Here is a 15,446-nt window from a genome sequence, read left to right as displayed (position 1 = left end):
GGTGACTCTAGATGATCACCACTCGGCGATCAGCGCCAGCGGGACGTAGCCGTGCCGGACCCGCTGCGGGTGGTTGCCGACCTGCAGGAACGCGAGCTCCTCACCGGTCTCCGTGTCCAGCACCGCGACCGCGTCGCTCTCGCTCAGCGAGATCCAGCAGGTGTCCCGGAGACCCTCGGTCGTCCAGTACGGCTTCCCGTAGTCGTGGCCGGTCGTCGTCTCGTCGTAGTACGTCGCCTGCCCGGTGCCGATGTCGACGAGGGCGGCGTAGTCGTCCATCGTGCCGGCGACGCACAGCGTCTCGCCGTCGCGGTCGATCGACAGCCCGTGGTGGGCCGAGTCGTTGACGTAGAGGTCGCGCGGCATCGTCGGCACCCGGTTGTCCAGGTTGACGATCCCGAGCACCCGGCCGGTGGTCGGCTCGGGAACGCCCTGGAGCGTGTAGTCGGTCGTCCCGTTGATGTCGGGAGCCTGGGTGTCGAACTTGACGTAGCCGTGGAAGAACGAGACCTGGAAGTAGAGGAAGCGGGAGCCGGGTGCGATCGCCATCGGGCGCACCGCGCTGCTCATGTGCGGGAAGCCCGCCTCCTCGAGCTCGTGCCCGATCTCCCAGCGCTTGACGATCTTGAAGTCCGAGGAGCGCACGACCTGGAACCACCGGTCGCCCTTGATCGGGTCACCCAGCGGGTCGAACAGGGCGTCGAGCTCCTCCGTGCCGTCGCCAGGCGTGTAGACCCGGCCGATCGAGGCGTGGAAGATCTGGCCGCCCGACCGCGTGTAGTTGCTCTCGTGCGGGGTCTCGCCGGAGGGGAAGACCCGCAGTCGATCGCCCATCTTGACCGGGGTGCCGTCCGCCAGCGTCTGGTCGACCATGGCGTACTCGATGACCTGGCGGGACGTCGAGTCCGAGACCAGGAGCCGCAGCCCGTCGGGGGAGAGACCCATGTGGTCGGTGCGGAAGCCGTCCATCTGCTGCTCCCGGACGATGGCGCCGGGGAGGCCCAGGCTCGCCCGTCGGATGTTGACCCAGACGACGTCGGCGAAGCTGGGGCGGGACACGGCGAGGAACCGGCCGTCGCGCGTCGTGAACATGTCGTCGACGAACTGGTCGTGCCCTTCGCCCGGCCCGACCCGGATCGCGAGGAAGAGCGCGAGCTTGACCGGATTCAGCTGGATGTCCCTGATCTCCTGGGCCCGGTCCGGGATCAGGTTGATGCCACGTTTCAGCACCTTGAGCGAGCGAGCGTCGACGACGCTGGCGGTGCCGTCCCAGTTGTTGCCGACCCACATCACGTCGCGCAGGCCCGGGGCGCTCGCGGCGACGGCGCCACGGGGAGGAGCGAGGTCGGCGGTCGGTGCGGGCGCAGCAGGTGCGCTCTGCGCTGGTACGACGAACGCGGCGATCGCGGCGGCGAGGGCGCAACCGGCGGTGGCGAGGCGGTGGGTCAGGGGCACGCGTGCCCAACGATCCGCGACCGGTGAGGGTCACGGCCTTCAGGTCGGGTGACCTAGAGACCCGACGAGCGACACGGCCGGCGGCGGAGCGCAGCCACGTAGTCATCGGGCGCGTCGGCCGCCTCGGCAGCGTCGGCGAGCACTCCGAGGTACGACGCCGAGGGCAGGCCGCCCTCGTAGGCGTCGAGCACGTAGGTCCAGGCGACGACCGAGCCGGTGAGCGTCGCGACCCGGACCTTCGTCTTCCGGTAGAGCCCGGAGTCCGCCGACTCCCACTCGTCGAGGACGGGCTCGTCCTGCAGGCTCACGTCGTACAGCGCGACGAAGACCTGCTCGAGCGGGTCCTGCACGATCGTCGCGAGCGCGCCGTCCCAGCCGTGCTCCTCGCCGCCGAAGGTCAGCCGCCAGCCGGTGAGCCAGCCCGTTGTCTGGAGCGGGGAGTGGGGACACCGCTCGCCCATGCGGATCGGGTCGAGGTTCGTCCCGTAGGCGGCGTACGACGTCACGGGCACAGGCTAGAGCGGCACCCGTCAGTAGCTGAGCAGCAGGTCGTTGTTAGGGGTGGCGACCGAGCACAGGATCACGATGCAGGTCCGCTCGGTGCCGCTGATCTTGTCCTTCGTGGTGTTGGCGAGGACCGCCGCCGAGACGGCGCTCGGCGAGGCGCTCGGGTGGGTCGTGAGGTACTGAGCGGCGACCCCGACCACGTGGGGTGTGGCCATCGAGGTCCCGCTGATCGTGTTGGATCCGTTGTTCAGCCAGGCCGACGTGATGTCGACGCCGGGCGCGAACAGGTCGACGCAGCTGCCCTTGTTGGAGAACGAGGCGCGAGCGTCGTTCCGGTCGCTGGCCGCCACGGTGAGCGCCTCGGCCGTGCGGGCCGGGGACCGGCGGCAGGCGTCGGCGTTCTCGTTGCCCGCGGCAACTGCCATCGTCACGCCGTCAGCGATGACCCGACGGACCGCGCTGTCCAGCGTCGCCGAGGCGCTGCCGCCCAGGCTCATGTTCGCCACCGCGGGCGCGCCGGCCTGGTGGTGGCCGACGATCCAGTCGAGCCCCGCGATCACGCCGGCGGTGCTGCCGGAGCCGCCGCAGCCGAGGACGCGCACCGCGATCAGGTGAACGCTCTTGGCCACTCCGTACGCCGACCCGCCGATGGTGCCGGCCACGTGCGTGCCGTGTCCGTTGCAGTCCGTCGCGTTCGTGTCGCCGTCGACGGTGTCGATCCCGCTGGACGCGCGACTGCCGAAGTCCGGGTGGGTCGTCTGGATCCCCGTGTCGACCACGTAGGCGTCCACGCCCGCGCCGGTCGGCCCGTAGGTGTAGGAGTTGTCGAGCGGCAGGTTGCGCTGGTCGATCCGGTCGAGGCCCCAGCTCGGCGTCGGTGCCTGGGTGTCGCTGATGCGGACGCCGCGGTCGAGCTCGACACGCTGCACGCGGGCATCGCCGCGGAGCAGGGCGACGAGGGCCTCCGGCACGGAGGCGGCGAAGCCGTTGATGGCGTGCCGGTAGACGTGGGTGACCTCTCCGCGGCCGCCGAGGATGGCGCGCGCCGCCGATCCGGGGTCGGCCGACGGCGCCAGCGTGACGATCACGTTGACCGCCGGTGCGGCGTTGGCCGGCGGGGCGGGAGTGGCGACCAGGCCGGCGACCACGAGCGCGCAGGCGAGAAGCAGGGGACGAACTCGAGACACGGGAGCGCTCCTTCGAGAAGTGCCGGCGGCCCGGGGACGTCGCCGACTCTCCTGCGCACTCTGCCTCGCAACCGCGGGGAGCACAAGCGCCGGGGCGCCCACTACGCTGGCGCCCGTGACCCACTTCGATGTCCTCGTTCTCGGTGCCGGCCCTGGTGGCTACGTCGCCGCCATCCGCGCAGCCCAGCTCGGCAAGTCCGTCGCCGTGGTGGAGGAGAAGTACTGGGGCGGTGTCTGCCTCAACGTGGGCTGCATCCCCTCGAAGGCGCTGCTCCGCAATGCCGAGATCGCGCACATCATCACCCACGAGAAGGCCACGTTCGGCATCTCCGGTGACGCGACGATGGACTTCGGCACCACCCACGCGCGCAGCCGCAAGGTGGCCGATGCCAGCGCCAAGGGCGTGCACTACCTGATGAAGAAGAACAAGATCACCGAGATCGACGGCTGGGGCACGCTCACCGGCCCGAAGGCGATCGACGTGGCCAAGAACGGCCAGACCTCGTCGTACACCTTCGACAACCTGATCATCGGCACGGGCGCGACGGTGCGCCTGGTCCCGGGCGTCACGCTGAGCGAGAACGTGGTGACCTACGAGGAGCAGATCCTCACCGACCAGCTGCCGTCGTCGGTCATCATCGGCGGCTCCGGTGCGATCGGCGTCGAGTTCGCCTACGTGCTGAAGAACTTCGGGGTCGACGTCACCATCGTCGAGTTCCTCGACCGGATGGTCCCCACCGAGGACGCCGACGTCTCGAAGGAGCTCTCCCGCCAGTACAAGAAGCTCGGCGTCAACGTGCTCCTCTCGACCGCGGTCAAGAGCGTCGAGGACACCGGCTCGGGGGTGAAGGTCACCGTCGCGCCGGCCGGGGGTGGCGAGGAGGAGGTCCTGTCCGCCGACAAGTTCCTCGCTGCGTTCGGGTTCGCCCCGCGCGTCGAGGGCTACGGCCTCGAGGCCGCCGGCGTCAAGCTGACCGACCGGGGCGCGATCGAGGTCGACGCCCGCGGCCGCACCAACGTCGACGGCGTCTACGCGATCGGCGACTGCACCGGCAAGCTGATGCTGGCGCACACCGCCGAGGCGATGGGCGTGGTCGCCGCCGAGACGATCGCCGGCGCCGAGACCATGGAGATCAACTTCGACATGATCCCGCGGGCGACCTTCTGCCAGCCCCAGATCGCGTCGTTCGGCTACTCCGAGCAGCAGGCCAAGGACAAGGGCTACGACGTCAAGACGTCCTCGTTCCCCTTCTCCGCCAACGGCAAGGCCCGGGGCATGGCCGAGGGGGTCGGCTTCGTGAAGATCGTCGCCGACGCCGAGCACAACGAGATCCTCGGGGCGCACATGATCGGGCCCGAGGTCACCGAGCTGCTGCCGGCGCTCACCCTCGCGCAGCAGTGGGACCTCACGGCCGACGAGGTCGCGCGGAACGTCTTCGCGCACCCGACCCTGTCGGAGGCCATGAAGGAAGCGATCGAGGGCATCGCCGGCCACATGATCAACCTGTAGGCGGCCGCCGGGTGGCCGGCGCCCTCGGCCTCCGCCTGCTGCAACAATGACCGCCATGTCTCGCGTGGTGATCATCGGCGGCGGTCCCGGCGGCTACGAGTCGGCACTGGTCGCCGCACAGCTGGGGGCCGAGGTGACCGTCGTCGACACCGACGGCGTGGGTGGCTCGGCGGTGCTCACCGACTGCGTCCCGAGCAAGACCCTGATCGCGACCGCCGAGCTGATGACCGACATGGCGGAGGCCGCCGAGCTCGGCATCGAGTCGCGCGACCACCAGGGCGACCTCAGCACGACGCTCGAGGTCGACCTGGCGAAGGTCAACGCCCGGGTCAAGCGCCTCGCGGCCGACCAGTCCGCCGACATCGCGAGTCGGCTCGAGCGCGACGGGGTGCGCGTCGTCCGCGGGCGCGGGCGCCTCGACGGCTCCGGCGGCGTGACCGCGGAGCTCGCCGACGGCGGCACGGAGACACTGGCGGCTGACGCGGTCCTCGTCGCCACCGGCGCCGCTCCCCGCACGCTGCCGAGCGCCGTGCCGGACGGTGAGCGGATCCTGACCTGGGAGCAGGTCTACGACCTCACCGAGGTGCCCAGCGAGCTGATCGTGGTCGGCTCCGGCGTGACGGGCGCCGAGTTCGCCAGCGCCTACCTCGCCCTCGGGATCCCGGTGACCCTGGTGTCGTCCCGCGACCGGGTGCTGCCCGGCGAGGACGCCGACGCCGCCCAGGTGCTCGAGGACGTCCTCACCCGCCGAGGGATGAAGGTGTTGGGGCAGTCGCGGATGGAGTCGGTGACCCGCGCCGGCGACGTCGTGACCGTCCGGCTCACCGACGGCCGCGAGGTGCAGGGCTCGCACTGCATCCTGGCGCTCGGCTCGATCCCCAACACGGCCGGGCTCGGCCTGGAGGACGCCGGCGTGATCACCGACGACGGCGGCTTCGTCAAGGTCGACCGGGTGTCGCGTACGTCGGCCCGCGGCGTGTACGCCGCCGGCGACTGCACCGGCGTTCTCATGCTGGCCTCGGTCGCGGCGATGCAGGGGCGGATCGCCATGTGGCACTTCCTCGGGGATGCGGTGGCGCCCCTCGACCTCAAGCAGGTCTCGTCGAACGTCTTCACCGCCCCCGAGATCGCCACCGTCGGCTGGTCCCAGCGCGCCATCGACGCCGGCGAGATCCAGGCCGAGACGGTGATGCTCCCGCTGAGCGGCAACCCGCGCGCCAAGATGCAGGGCGTGCAGGACGGCTTCGTGAAGCTCTTCTGCCGGCCCGGCACCGGCATCGTCGTCGGTGGAGTCGTGGTCGGGCCGCGCGCCAGCGAGCTGATCCACCCGGTGTCGCTGGCCGTCGCGGAGTCGATCACGGCCGACCAGCTCGCCCAGGCCTTCACGGTGTACCCCTCGATGAGCGGCTCGGTCGCCGAGGCGGCGCGTCGGCTCCATCACTTCTAGAGCCCGCCGACTTTCTGAAAGGCTCGGTGAGTTGAAAGGATGGCAGCCATGCGCGTGCATCTCGGTTGCGACCACGCCGGTCTCGAGCTCAAGAGCCACCTCACGGGATGGCTCACCGAGCACGGGTACGAGCCGGTCGACCACGGACCCTTCGTGTACGACGCTGTCGACGACTACCCCGTCTTCTGCCTGCGGGCGGCCGAGGGGGTGGCGGCGGACCGCGCGGCGGGACTCGACAGCCTCGGCGTCGTGATCGGCGGCTCGGGCAACGGCGAGCAGATCGCCGCCAACAAGGTCAAGGGGATCCGGGCCGCGCTCGCCTGGTCGGAGGACACCGCGTCCCTGGCTCGCGAGCACAACGATGCCTGGGTCGTCGCGGTCGGTGGCCGGATGCACACCCTCGACGAGATGACCCGGCTGGTCGAGGTCTTCCTCACCACCCCGTTCCCCGGCGACGAGCGGCACGTGCGGCGGATCGGCCAGATGGCCGACTACGAGACCACCGGCGAGCTGCCACCGCTCCCCGCCTCGGCCCAGCTGGCCCCTTCCGGGCCGGCCGACGATGCCTGAGGGCCACACCCTCCACCGGTTGGCCAACGAGCTCACCGAGGTGTTCGGTGACCAGCAGGTGCGGGTCGGCAGCCCCCAGGGGCGGTTCGCGGACGCTGCAGCCCAGCTCGACGGCACCGAGCTCCGCGACGCCGAGGCCTGGGGCAAGCACCTCTTCATCGGCTTCGGCGACGACCGGTTCATCCACGTCCACCTGGGCCTCTACGGCACGTTCGACGTGCACGACCTGGTGACCGAGGTCCCGCCCCCGGTCGGGCAGGTCCGGTTGCGCCTGGTCCGGGCGGACGGCAAGGCGTACGCCGACCTCCGCGGCGCCACCACCTGCTCGCTCGTCACCGCGGCCGAGCGGGACGCCGTGGTCGCCCGGACCGGTCCCGACCCGCTCCGTCCGGACGCCGACCCCGCCGCGGCGTGGGCGCGCATCCGGCGCAGCTCCGCCCCGATCGGCACCCTGCTGATGGACCAGACCGTTCTTGCCGGTGTCGGCAACGTCTACCGCGCCGAGCTGCTGTTCCGGCACCGGATCCACCCCCTGCGCCCCGGCCGGACGCTCCGGCCGGGCCAGTGGCAGGCGATGTGGGACGACCTCGTCGTGCTGATGGCCGAGGGCGTGCGCACCGGCACCATCGACACCGTCCGCCCCGAGCACACGCCCGAGGAGATGGGCCGGCCCCCACGGGACGACGACCACGGGGGAGAGGTCTACGTCTATCGCCGTACCGGCCAGCCGTGCCACGTCTGCGGGCGCGCGGTCCGCACCACCGTCCTCGGCGGCCGCAACCTGTTCTGGTGCACCCGCTGCCAGCCGATCTTCCGCTCGAGGGCGTCACGATGAACACGCGGAGGACGTTCCGGACGCTGAACACCGAGCTTTGGATCCTGGTCGCGCTCGCGGCGGTCTCGGTGGCCATCGTCGTCGGGGTCGGCATGTATCCGATGAACGTGCCGTTCACCGCGCTCAGCGTGCCGCTGGTGCTCGGCGCCCTGCTCCTGGGGCCGCGGCCGATGGTGTGGCTGCTCGTCTTCCTCATCGTGCTGCTCGTCATCGCCCAGATGCAGCAGCCGACCAGCACCCCGCGCCTGATCGCGGCGATGGTCGTCCTGATCGCGTTGTGCTTCGTCGCGCTGATCATCAACCTCCGGCGCAGCTCGCTCGGCATCGGCCTGCGCCGGGGAGAGTCGATGCTGGTCGACCTGCGCGACCGGATCCTGGCGCAGGCCACGATCCCGAAGCTGCCGCACAGCTGGCTGGTGGAGTCGGCCCTGTCCTCCGCCGGCGGATCGCCGTTCGCCGGCGACTTCGTCGTCGCCACCAAGCGGGCCGACGGGCGGCGGCTCGAAGTCGCCGTCGTCGACGTGTCCGGCAAGGGCGAGGCGGCGGGCACCCGGGCGCTGCAGCTCTCGGGGGCGATGGGAGGCCTGATCGGTGCGCTGCCGCCGTCCGAGTTCCTCCCCGCCGCCAACGACTACCTCCTCCAGCGCGACTGGGAGGAGGGGTTCGCCACCGCCGTGCACCTCTCGCTCGACCTGGTCACCGGCGAGTACGAGGTTCGCACCGCCGGGCACCCGCCCCCGGTCCATCGTCTTGCCGGGTCCGGCCGCTGGCACGCGATCCGCAGCGAGGGACCGGTGCTCGGTCTCATCGACGGGGTCTCGTACGACCCGGTCCGGGGCCGGCTCACGTCGGGAGACGTGCTGCTCCTCTACACCGACGGCATGGTCGAGGAACCGCGCCGCGACATCGACCTCGGCATCGACGAGATGCTGGGCGTCGCCGAGCACCTCTTCCGCAACTCCTTCGACGGACTCGCGGAAAGGCTGGTCGCCAAGGTCGGCTCGCGCGACGACGACCGGGCGCTGCTGCTGGTCCACCGCCGCTGACCGCGTCCACGAGGCTCGCTCGGTTGGGGCCGGGGGACTGCCGTGTGGCACCATGACACCCGCGTTTGCACGCGTGCGGATGTAGCTCAATGGTAGAGCCCCAGTCTTCCAAACTGGCTACGCGGGTTCGATTCCCGTCATCCGCTCCAAGGAGCCTCCGACGACCCGTCGGATGCCTCTTGGCGGGGCGTAGCGTAGTGGCTAGCGCGCCTGCTTTGGGAGCAGGAGATCGCAGGTTCGAGTCCTGTCGCCCCGACGCATCAATAGACATCCATGAAGGAGAACAAGCCTGTGAAGAGCGCCGTCGAGACCTTGAGCCCGACCAGGGCCAAGCTGACCGTCGAGGTGCCCTTCGAGGAGCTCAAGCCGAGCCTCGACGCGGCGTACCAGAAGATCGCCCAGCAGATCAACATCCCCGGATTCCGCCGTGGCAAGGTGCCGCCCGCGATCATCGAGCGCCAGTTCCCCGGCGCCGCGCGTGAAGAGGCACTCAACGACATCCTCGGCACCAAGTACGTCGAGGCCCTGCAGGAGAACGACCTCGTGCCGCTGGCGCAGCCCGAGGTCGAGGTCGTCAAGTACGACGACGACGGCCCCCTCGAGTTCACGGCCGAGGTCGACATCAAGCCTGAGATCACGCTGCCCGACACCGACGGTCTCGAGGCGTCGGTCGACGACGTCGAGGTGACCGACGAGGACGTCACCGAGCAGGTCGACGCGCTGCGTGGCCGGTTCGCCACCCTCATCGACGTGGAGCGTCCCGCACAGGACGGCGACTTCGTCGTCATCGACCTCAAGGCGACCAAGGACGGCGAAGCCGTCGAGGGCGCCGAGATCTCCGGATTCTCCTACCAGGTCGGCCGCGGCGGCATGATCGACGGCCTCGACGACGCGCTGGTCGGCGTCTCCGCCGGCGAGGAGAAGGTCTTCACCACCCAGCTCGTCAATGGCGACCTGGTCGGCGAGGACGTCGAGGTGGCGGTGACCGTCAGCCAGGTCCAGGAGCAGGAGCTCCCGGAGCTCGACGACGACTTCGCCCAGATGGCCTCGGAGTTCGACACCTTCGCCGAGCTCGAGGCCGACGTCCGCGAGCGGCTCGGCCGTGGCAAGCGGCTCGAGCAGGCCGCGGCCGCCCGTGACGCCGTGCTCGAGGCGCTGCTGGAGAAGGTCGAGATCCCGCTGCCCGAGTCGATCGTCACCGAGGAGCTCAACGCTCGTCGCCAGAGCGTGGAGCAGCAGCTCTCCTACGCCGGGATGACCCTGGACGCCTACCTCGAGGAGGAGGGCCAGACCCAGGAGGAGTTCGAGGCCGACCTCGACCGCCGGGTCCGCGACTCGGTCGCTGCGCAGTTCCTGCTCGACGAGATCGCCGACAAGGGCGAGATCGGCGTCGACCAGGGCGAGCTCACCGAGCACATGGTGCGGCGCGCGCAGCAGTCCGGCCAGGACCCGCAGGAGTTCGTCAACCACATGCTCGAGCACAACCACGTGCCCGACATGGTGCAGGAGATCCGCCGCGGCAAGGCGCTCGCCCAGCTGGTCGAGAGCGCGGTCGTCAAGGACGCGTCCGGCAATGCCGTCGAGCTGAAGAACCTGCGCCCCGACGGCACGATCGGCGACCCCGAGGCCGAGGTCGAGGTCGACGTGACCGAGGTGCCCGCCGACGACGCGGAGCCCGCGAACCAGGAGTGACGCGCCGGCACCGGCGTCCTAGTGCACAGGTGTTCACTGACGTACTAGGATGCCGGCCATGCCGGACACCGCACCACCCCCCGCCCCGGGCGCCTCGGTCATCGACGCGCTCGCTCTCCTCACCGCGGTGACCGACGAGCTCGTCGTCGGCTCGGCCCGCGACACCCACGAGGCGATCGCACGCCGCGTGCACGCGGTCGCCCGGCTGGGTCTGGGCTCTGCCGCTGACCCGGTCGAGTCGATCCACCGCGGTGTCGCCGGAGCCGTCTACGGCGGGCTCGGGCTGGCCCTGCGCAAGAGCAGCTCCGGCCTCGACAAGCTGGCCGGCACCGGGGTCGGGCCGCGCCTCGAGGACGGCGCCCGCGGCCGATTCGTCTCCTCCGCGGTCAACGGTCTGATCGGCGACGAGCTGCTCCGCGAGCGACCGCAGCTCGCGATCCCGATGGCGGTGCGGGTCCACGGCCGTGACGTGGACCCGGCTCCTGCCGAGCTCGCTGCCGCCTTCCCGGAGGCGACCGGTCGCCTGGTGGTCTTCCTCCACGGCCTGTGCGAGAACGAGTCCTACTGGAACCTGCACCGCGAGCGCACCGGCACGACGTACGGCGAAGCGCTCGCCGCCCGCGGTTGGACACCGGTCTACCTCCGCGCCAACACCGGCCTGCCGATCCGCGAGAACGGCGTCGCGCTCGCGGCGCTGCTGAGCGCCGTGGTGGCGTCGTGGCCGGTCGAGGTCGACCGGATCGCCCTGGTGGGTCACTCGATGGGTGGCCTGATCATGCGGGCGGGCCTCAACGTGCTCGCGCTGCAGTCGGTCGCCGAGCCTGGGGAGACCCCCTGGGCCGACCGCGTCACCGACGTGGTCACGCTCTGCTCGCCCCACCGTGGCGCCCCCATCGCGTGGGGCATCGGCCACGGCAGCCGGCTGCTCGGCCTGCTCCCCGAGACCTCGGCGTTCGGCCGGATCCTCGACAAGCGCTCCGAGGGCGTCCGGGACCTCGTGGACGGGTACGTCGACGAGCTGCCGCCCCTGAAGGAGGCCCGCTACCGCCTGGTCGCGGCCACGGTGACCCAGTCGGCGCGGCACCCGGTCGGGTCCGTCGTCGGCGACTACCTGGTGCGACCGCGGTCAGCGGTGGGTCGCGACCGGCGGGGGTCCGAGCTCTTCCCCGACGCGGAGACGCTGCACGTCGGCCGGACGGACCACTTCGGGGTCCTCAACCACCCCGAGGTGCTGGCAGCCCTCGAGGGCTGGCTCGCCTGACGCCGCAGAACGACGCGCCGGCGGCCAGCGGCTGCCCGCAGCTCCCGCAGAATCTCGACGTCATCGGCCCCATCTCGAACGGTTCGAGCGCGAGGTTAACGGGTCTGCCACCATCGGGGGGTGACGGAAGCCAGCGCCGACCGCGAGCTGCGCGCGGAAGCAATCATCGGAGCAACGCCGGAGCGGGTCTGGGACCTCCTGACCGACTTCGCCCAGATGGCCGAGTGGAGTCCCGAGATGGTGCGGATGGTGCCGCTCAAGCGCGGTGGGCTCCGGGTCGGGCAGTGGTACCTCGGCATCAACCGCCGGAAGGCCGTGGTGTGGCCGACCCGGTCGGTCGTCGCCGCGGTCGACCCCGGCCGCCGGCTGGTGTGGGACACGAAGTCGAGCGGCGCGCAGTGGATCTGGGAGCTCGAGCCGGCCGAGGGCGGCACCCGGGTCGTGCACCGCCGGCCCGTGCCCGCCAAGATCACCTTGATGAGCAAGGCGTTCGCGCCGGCGTTCCTCGGCGGCAACGTCGAGCACGCCGACGAGCTCGAGCGGGGAATGGCGCGCACGGTCGCCGGCCTGCAGGCCGCCGCCGAGCGCTGAGGGGCGCTCGCCGCAGGAATCTGCTGTCGGCGAACAGGGCCTGAGATCCCGTGGCTCAGGGGCTCTCGTTGGCTAGTGTCGCCATCGTGACTCAGATTCCCAGCGGCCCCGCGATGAACGGCGCGCCCGGACTCAACCTGCTCGACGACAACATCTACAGCCGGCTGCTCCGCGAGCGGATCGTGTTCCTCGGCTCCGAGGTCCGCGACCAGAACGCCAACGCGATCTGCGCCCAGCTGCTCCTGCTGTCGGCAGAGGACCCCGAGGCGGACATCTTCCTCCACATCAACTCGCCCGGTGGCTCGGTCGACGCGGGGATGGCGATCTACGACACCATGAACTACATCCCCAACGACGTCGCCACCGTCGGCATGGGGCTGGCGGCGTCGATGGGCCAGTTCCTGCTCTGCGCGGGCACGAGGGGCAAGCGCTACGCGCTGCCGCACGCGCGGATCATGATGCACCAGCCGTCGTCCGGCATGGGCGGCTCGGCCTCGGACATCAAGATCCAGGCCCAGCAGTCGCTGCACATCAAGAAGGTGCTGCTCGAGCTGATCTCGCAGCACACCGGCCAGACCGTCGAGCAGGTGACCACGGACGCCGACCGCGACCGCTGGTTCACCGCCACCGAAGCGCTCGAGTACGGACTGGTCGACCAGGTGGTCAAGAGCGCTCGCGAGGCCGCCGACCAGGGACGCCCGGCCCACTCGACGAAGGACTGAAAGCTGATGAACTACTACATCCCGCAGTGGGAAGAGCGGACGTCCTACGGCTTCCGTCGGATCGACCCCTACGCGAAGCTGTTCGAGGACCGCATCATCTACCTCGGCACGCCGATCTCCGACGATGTCGCCAACGCGGTCATCGCGCAGCTGCTGTGCCTGCAGTCGATGAACCCCGACCAGGACATCAGCATCTACATCAACAGCCCCGGTGGCTCCTTCACCGCGCTGACCGCGATCTACGACACGATCCAGTTCATCAAGCCCGACGTGCAGACGGTCTGCATCGGCCAGGCGGCCTCGGCGGCGGCGATCCTGCTCGCGGCCGGCACCCGCGGCAAGCGCCTGGCGCTGCCCAACTGCCGGATCCTCATCCACCAGCCCTACACCGAGGGCACCTTCGGCCAGACCTCCGACATCGAGATCCAGGCCAACGAGATCCTGCGGATGCGGGAGCTGCTCGAGAAGATGATCAGCGACCACAGCAACAAGTCCGCCGAAGAAGTCAGCATCGACATCGAGCGCGACAAGATCCTCACTGCGGAGCAGGCGATCGAGTACGGTCTCATCGACTCGGTGCTCGCCTCGCTCAAGAGCACCCCTGCGATCACCTGAGGCCCACCATGACCTGTCCGACCCGCCCCACCGTGTCCACTCCCCTCGAGGGGGCACCAGGGAGTACGGTCGAGGAAGTTCGTATGACTGTGAGGAGTACCGCCCGTGGCACGCATCGGTGACGGAGGCGACCTGCTCAAGTGCTCTTTCTGCGGAAAGAGCCAGAAGCAGGTCAAGAAGCTGATCGCGGGGCCAGGCGTCTACATCTGCGACGAGTGCATCGACCTCTGCAACGAGATCATCGAGGAGGAGCTCAACGAGGGCACCGAGGTGGGCCTCGATGAGCTGCCGAAGCCGAAGGAGATCTTCGACTTCCTCAACTCCTACGTGATCGGCCAGGAGCAGGCGAAGAAGTCGCTCGCGGTCGCGGTCTACAACCACTACAAGCGGGTCCAGGCGGGCGTGCAGCCCGGCATCGGCTCCGACGGCAAGGGCAAGCACAGCAAGGACGAGGTGGTCGAGGTCGCCAAGTCCAACATCCTCGTCGTCGGCCCGACGGGCTGCGGCAAGACCTACCTTGCGCAGACGCTGGCGCGGATGCTCAACGTGCCGTTCGCGATCGCCGACGCCACCGCCCTGACCGAGGCCGGCTACGTCGGCGAGGACGTCGAGAACATCCTGCTCAAGCTGATCCAGGCCGCCGACTACGACGTCAAGAAGGCTGAGACCGGGATCATCTACATCGACGAGATCGACAAGGTGGCTCGCAAGGCGGAGAACCCGTCGATCACCCGCGACGTCTCCGGTGAGGGCGTGCAGCAGGCGCTGCTGAAGATCATCGAGGGCACCACCGCCTCGGTCCCGCCGCAGGGCGGCCGCAAGCACCCGCACCAGGAGTTCATCCAGATCGACACGACGAACATCCTGTTCGTCGTGGGCGGTGCCTTCGCCGGTCTCGAGCACATCATCGAGCAGCGGGTCGGCAAGAAGACCCTGGGCTTCACCGCCGACGTCCGGGGCAAGGAGGAGCGCGAGGCCGAGGACCTGCTCGCGCTGGTCCGGCCCGAGGACCTGACCAAGTTCGGTCTGATCCCCGAGTTCATCGGCCGGCTCCCGCTCATCGCGAGCGTCACCAAGCTCGACCGCGAGGCGCTGGTGCAGATCCTCACCGAGCCGCGCAACGCGCTGGTGAAGCAGTACCACAAGCTCTTCGAGCTCGACGGCGTCGACCTCGAGTTCACCCCGGACGCGATCGCCGGCATCGCCGACAAGGCCATGGAGCGCGGCACCGGCGCCCGCGGGCTGCGCGCCATCATCGAGGAGGTCCTCCTCCACGTGATGTACGACGTGCCCTCCCGCGGCGACGTCGAGAAGGTGATCGTGACCCGCGAGACCGTCGACGACGACGTGCCGCCGACGCTGGTGCTCCGCGAGTCCAAGCCGAAGAAGAAGTCCGCCTAGCCAGGCTGAGCAGCAGCGTCGGCGCAGGTCAGGCGCGCCGCGGGTTCGTCACGGCCAGGCGGGCGGCGACCACCGGGATGATGACGGCCGCGGCGACGAGGTGCCCCACGCCGAGCGCGAGCTCGGTGCTCACGGCCGCGTCGGCCACCGGCGCGACCGGGACCAAGGAGACGGCGACCAGCGTCCAGGTAGTCCGCTGCCACGTGCGCCGCGGGCTCTTCGCCCATCGGGCGAAGGCCGGCGCCAGCACGACGGCGACCGCGCCGAGCATCGCGACGGCGCCGACGAACCCGCCGCCCGGGATGTCCTCCCGCGGCGAGCTGCCGTCGCCGATCAGGAACTCGACGCCGGCCGCGCGCGCGACCCAGGCGTAGGCCTCGGTCACGACGGCTCCGGCGATCACGGCGCCGGCGGCGACGAGCCAGACCGGGACGCGGGAGAGGTACGGCGTCGCCGCGGGGCGGGTCGTGGCGGGACGGGCGATGGGGGTGGTGGTCATCTCGGTGCCTTTCGTGAAGGTTCACGAGCGGTCGATCGACCGCCCTTCACCCTCACCACGAACGCGCTCGGGCGATTTCGACAGCAAACGTCAGGTCGATGCTGCGCC

The 15,446-nt window shown here is 70.3% G+C and carries 15 protein-coding genes and 2 tRNA genes; 13 read left to right on the top strand and 4 right to left on the bottom strand.

Features of this window, described 5'->3' with window-relative positions; translation table 11 throughout:
• Positions 1-15: 15 nt before the first annotated feature.
• From D0Z08_RS02720 to D0Z08_RS02710, 3 genes are read right to left on the bottom strand one after another with little or no spacing between them, the layout of a single operon-like run.
• A complete protein-coding gene (locus D0Z08_RS02720) occupies positions 16-1,455 on the bottom strand; it encodes a beta-propeller fold lactonase family protein (RefSeq protein WP_220453987.1) in 1,440 nt (479 codons plus the stop codon).
• Positions 1,456-1,508: 53 nt separating this feature from the next.
• Positions 1,509-1,961 (bottom strand): gamma-glutamylcyclotransferase family protein, encoded by a 453-nt coding sequence (locus tag D0Z08_RS02715; protein ID WP_118922759.1) that lies wholly within the window; start codon positions 1,959-1,961, stop codon positions 1,509-1,511.
• 24 nt (positions 1,962-1,985) lie between these two features.
• Positions 1,986-3,149: a S8 family peptidase gene (locus tag D0Z08_RS02710; protein WP_182481106.1), complete on the bottom strand. Its 1,164-nt coding sequence runs from the start codon at positions 3,147-3,149 to the stop codon at positions 1,986-1,988.
• 115 nt (positions 3,150-3,264) lie between these two features.
• On the opposite strand from D0Z08_RS02710, the gene lpdA reads away from it, so the two are divergent.
• From lpdA to clpX, 13 genes are all read left to right on the top strand, one after another.
• Positions 3,265-4,659 carry a dihydrolipoyl dehydrogenase gene (lpdA, locus tag D0Z08_RS02705; protein ID WP_118922351.1) on the top strand — a complete coding sequence of 465 codons (1,395 nt, stop codon included), beginning with the start codon at positions 3,265-3,267 and terminating at the stop codon, positions 4,657-4,659.
• Between the two features lie 55 nt (positions 4,660-4,714).
• Entirely contained in the window at positions 4,715-6,106 is a 1,392-nt protein-coding gene (locus D0Z08_RS02700) for an NAD(P)H-quinone dehydrogenase (RefSeq protein ID WP_220453986.1), read from the top strand.
• Positions 6,107-6,154: 48 nt separating this feature from the next.
• Positions 6,155-6,676: a ribose-5-phosphate isomerase gene (locus D0Z08_RS02695; protein WP_118922347.1), complete on the top strand. Its 522-nt coding sequence runs from the start codon at positions 6,155-6,157 to the stop codon at positions 6,674-6,676.
• The gene (locus D0Z08_RS02690) at positions 6,669-7,511 is read left to right on the top strand and encodes an Fpg/Nei family DNA glycosylase (RefSeq protein ID WP_118922345.1); all 843 of its coding nucleotides are present in this window, start codon (positions 6,669-6,671) and stop codon (positions 7,509-7,511) included. Before D0Z08_RS02695 ends, D0Z08_RS02690 begins: the two co-directional genes overlap by 8 nt.
• Positions 7,508-8,557: a PP2C family protein-serine/threonine phosphatase gene (locus D0Z08_RS02685; protein WP_118922755.1), complete on the top strand. Its 1,050-nt coding sequence runs from the start codon at positions 7,508-7,510 to the stop codon at positions 8,555-8,557. Before D0Z08_RS02690 ends, D0Z08_RS02685 begins: the two co-directional genes overlap by 4 nt.
• Positions 8,558-8,632: 75 nt before the next feature.
• Positions 8,633-8,706: transfer RNA gene (locus D0Z08_RS02680), tRNA-Gly, on the top strand.
• Positions 8,707-8,740: 34 nt separating this feature from the next.
• Positions 8,741-8,813: transfer RNA gene (locus D0Z08_RS02675), tRNA-Pro, on the top strand.
• A 35-nt stretch (positions 8,814-8,848) separates the two neighbouring features.
• Positions 8,849-10,249 (top strand): trigger factor, encoded by a 1,401-nt coding sequence (gene tig / locus D0Z08_RS02670; RefSeq protein ID WP_118922753.1) that lies wholly within the window; start codon positions 8,849-8,851, stop codon positions 10,247-10,249.
• A gap of 58 nt (positions 10,250-10,307) precedes the next feature.
• Positions 10,308-11,510, top strand: coding sequence for an esterase/lipase family protein (locus D0Z08_RS02665; protein WP_182481105.1), 1,203 nt, complete (start codon positions 10,308-10,310; stop codon positions 11,508-11,510).
• 120 nt (positions 11,511-11,630) lie between these two features.
• The gene (locus D0Z08_RS02660) at positions 11,631-12,101 is read left to right on the top strand and encodes an SRPBCC family protein (RefSeq protein ID WP_118922341.1); all 471 of its coding nucleotides are present in this window, start codon (positions 11,631-11,633) and stop codon (positions 12,099-12,101) included.
• A gap of 113 nt (positions 12,102-12,214) precedes the next feature.
• Positions 12,215-12,823, top strand: coding sequence for an ATP-dependent Clp protease proteolytic subunit (locus D0Z08_RS02655; protein WP_118922339.1), 609 nt, complete (start codon positions 12,215-12,217; stop codon positions 12,821-12,823).
• Positions 12,824-12,829: 6 nt separating this feature from the next.
• The gene (locus D0Z08_RS02650; protein WP_118922337.1) at positions 12,830-13,438 is read left to right on the top strand and encodes an ATP-dependent Clp protease proteolytic subunit; all 609 of its coding nucleotides are present in this window, start codon (positions 12,830-12,832) and stop codon (positions 13,436-13,438) included.
• A gap of 105 nt (positions 13,439-13,543) precedes the next feature.
• Positions 13,544-14,839, top strand: coding sequence for an ATP-dependent Clp protease ATP-binding subunit ClpX (gene clpX / locus D0Z08_RS02645; RefSeq protein WP_118922335.1), 1,296 nt, complete (start codon positions 13,544-13,546; stop codon positions 14,837-14,839).
• Positions 14,840-14,867: 28 nt separating this feature from the next.
• On the opposite strand, the gene D0Z08_RS02640 is transcribed toward clpX, so the two are convergent.
• Positions 14,868-15,338, bottom strand: coding sequence for a DUF6069 family protein (locus D0Z08_RS02640; RefSeq protein WP_118922333.1), 471 nt, complete (start codon positions 15,336-15,338; stop codon positions 14,868-14,870).
• Between the last annotated feature and the right edge of the window lie 108 nt (positions 15,339-15,446).

This window comes from Nocardioides immobilis (assembly GCF_003515065.1).
Lineage (GTDB): Bacteria > Actinomycetota > Actinomycetes > Propionibacteriales > Nocardioidaceae > Nocardioides > Nocardioides immobilis.
Note: the sequence above shows the minus strand (reverse complement) of the source record. Positions and strands in the feature narration are given on the sequence as shown.

What these genes read in the sequence shown, in the direction of transcription:
- D0Z08_RS02685 (WP_118922755.1), top strand. Translation starts at nt 7,508, where the DNA reads ATGAACACGCGGAGGACGTTCCGGACGCTGAACACCGAGCTTTGGATC.
- D0Z08_RS02640 (WP_118922333.1), bottom strand. Translation starts at nt 15,338, where the DNA reads ATGACCACCACCCCCATCGCCCGTCCCGCCACGACCCGCCCCGCGGCG.
- D0Z08_RS02695 (WP_118922347.1), top strand. Translation starts at nt 6,155, where the DNA reads ATGCGCGTGCATCTCGGTTGCGACCACGCCGGTCTCGAGCTCAAGAGC.
- D0Z08_RS02690 (WP_118922345.1), top strand. Translation starts at nt 6,669, where the DNA reads ATGCCTGAGGGCCACACCCTCCACCGGTTGGCCAACGAGCTCACCGAG.
- D0Z08_RS02700 (WP_220453986.1), top strand. Translation starts at nt 4,715, where the DNA reads ATGTCTCGCGTGGTGATCATCGGCGGCGGTCCCGGCGGCTACGAGTCG.
- D0Z08_RS02665 (WP_182481105.1), top strand. Translation starts at nt 10,308, where the DNA reads ATGCCGGACACCGCACCACCCCCCGCCCCGGGCGCCTCGGTCATCGAC.
- D0Z08_RS02655 (WP_118922339.1), top strand. Translation starts at nt 12,215, where the DNA reads ATGAACGGCGCGCCCGGACTCAACCTGCTCGACGACAACATCTACAGC.
- D0Z08_RS02650 (WP_118922337.1), top strand. Translation starts at nt 12,830, where the DNA reads ATGAACTACTACATCCCGCAGTGGGAAGAGCGGACGTCCTACGGCTTC.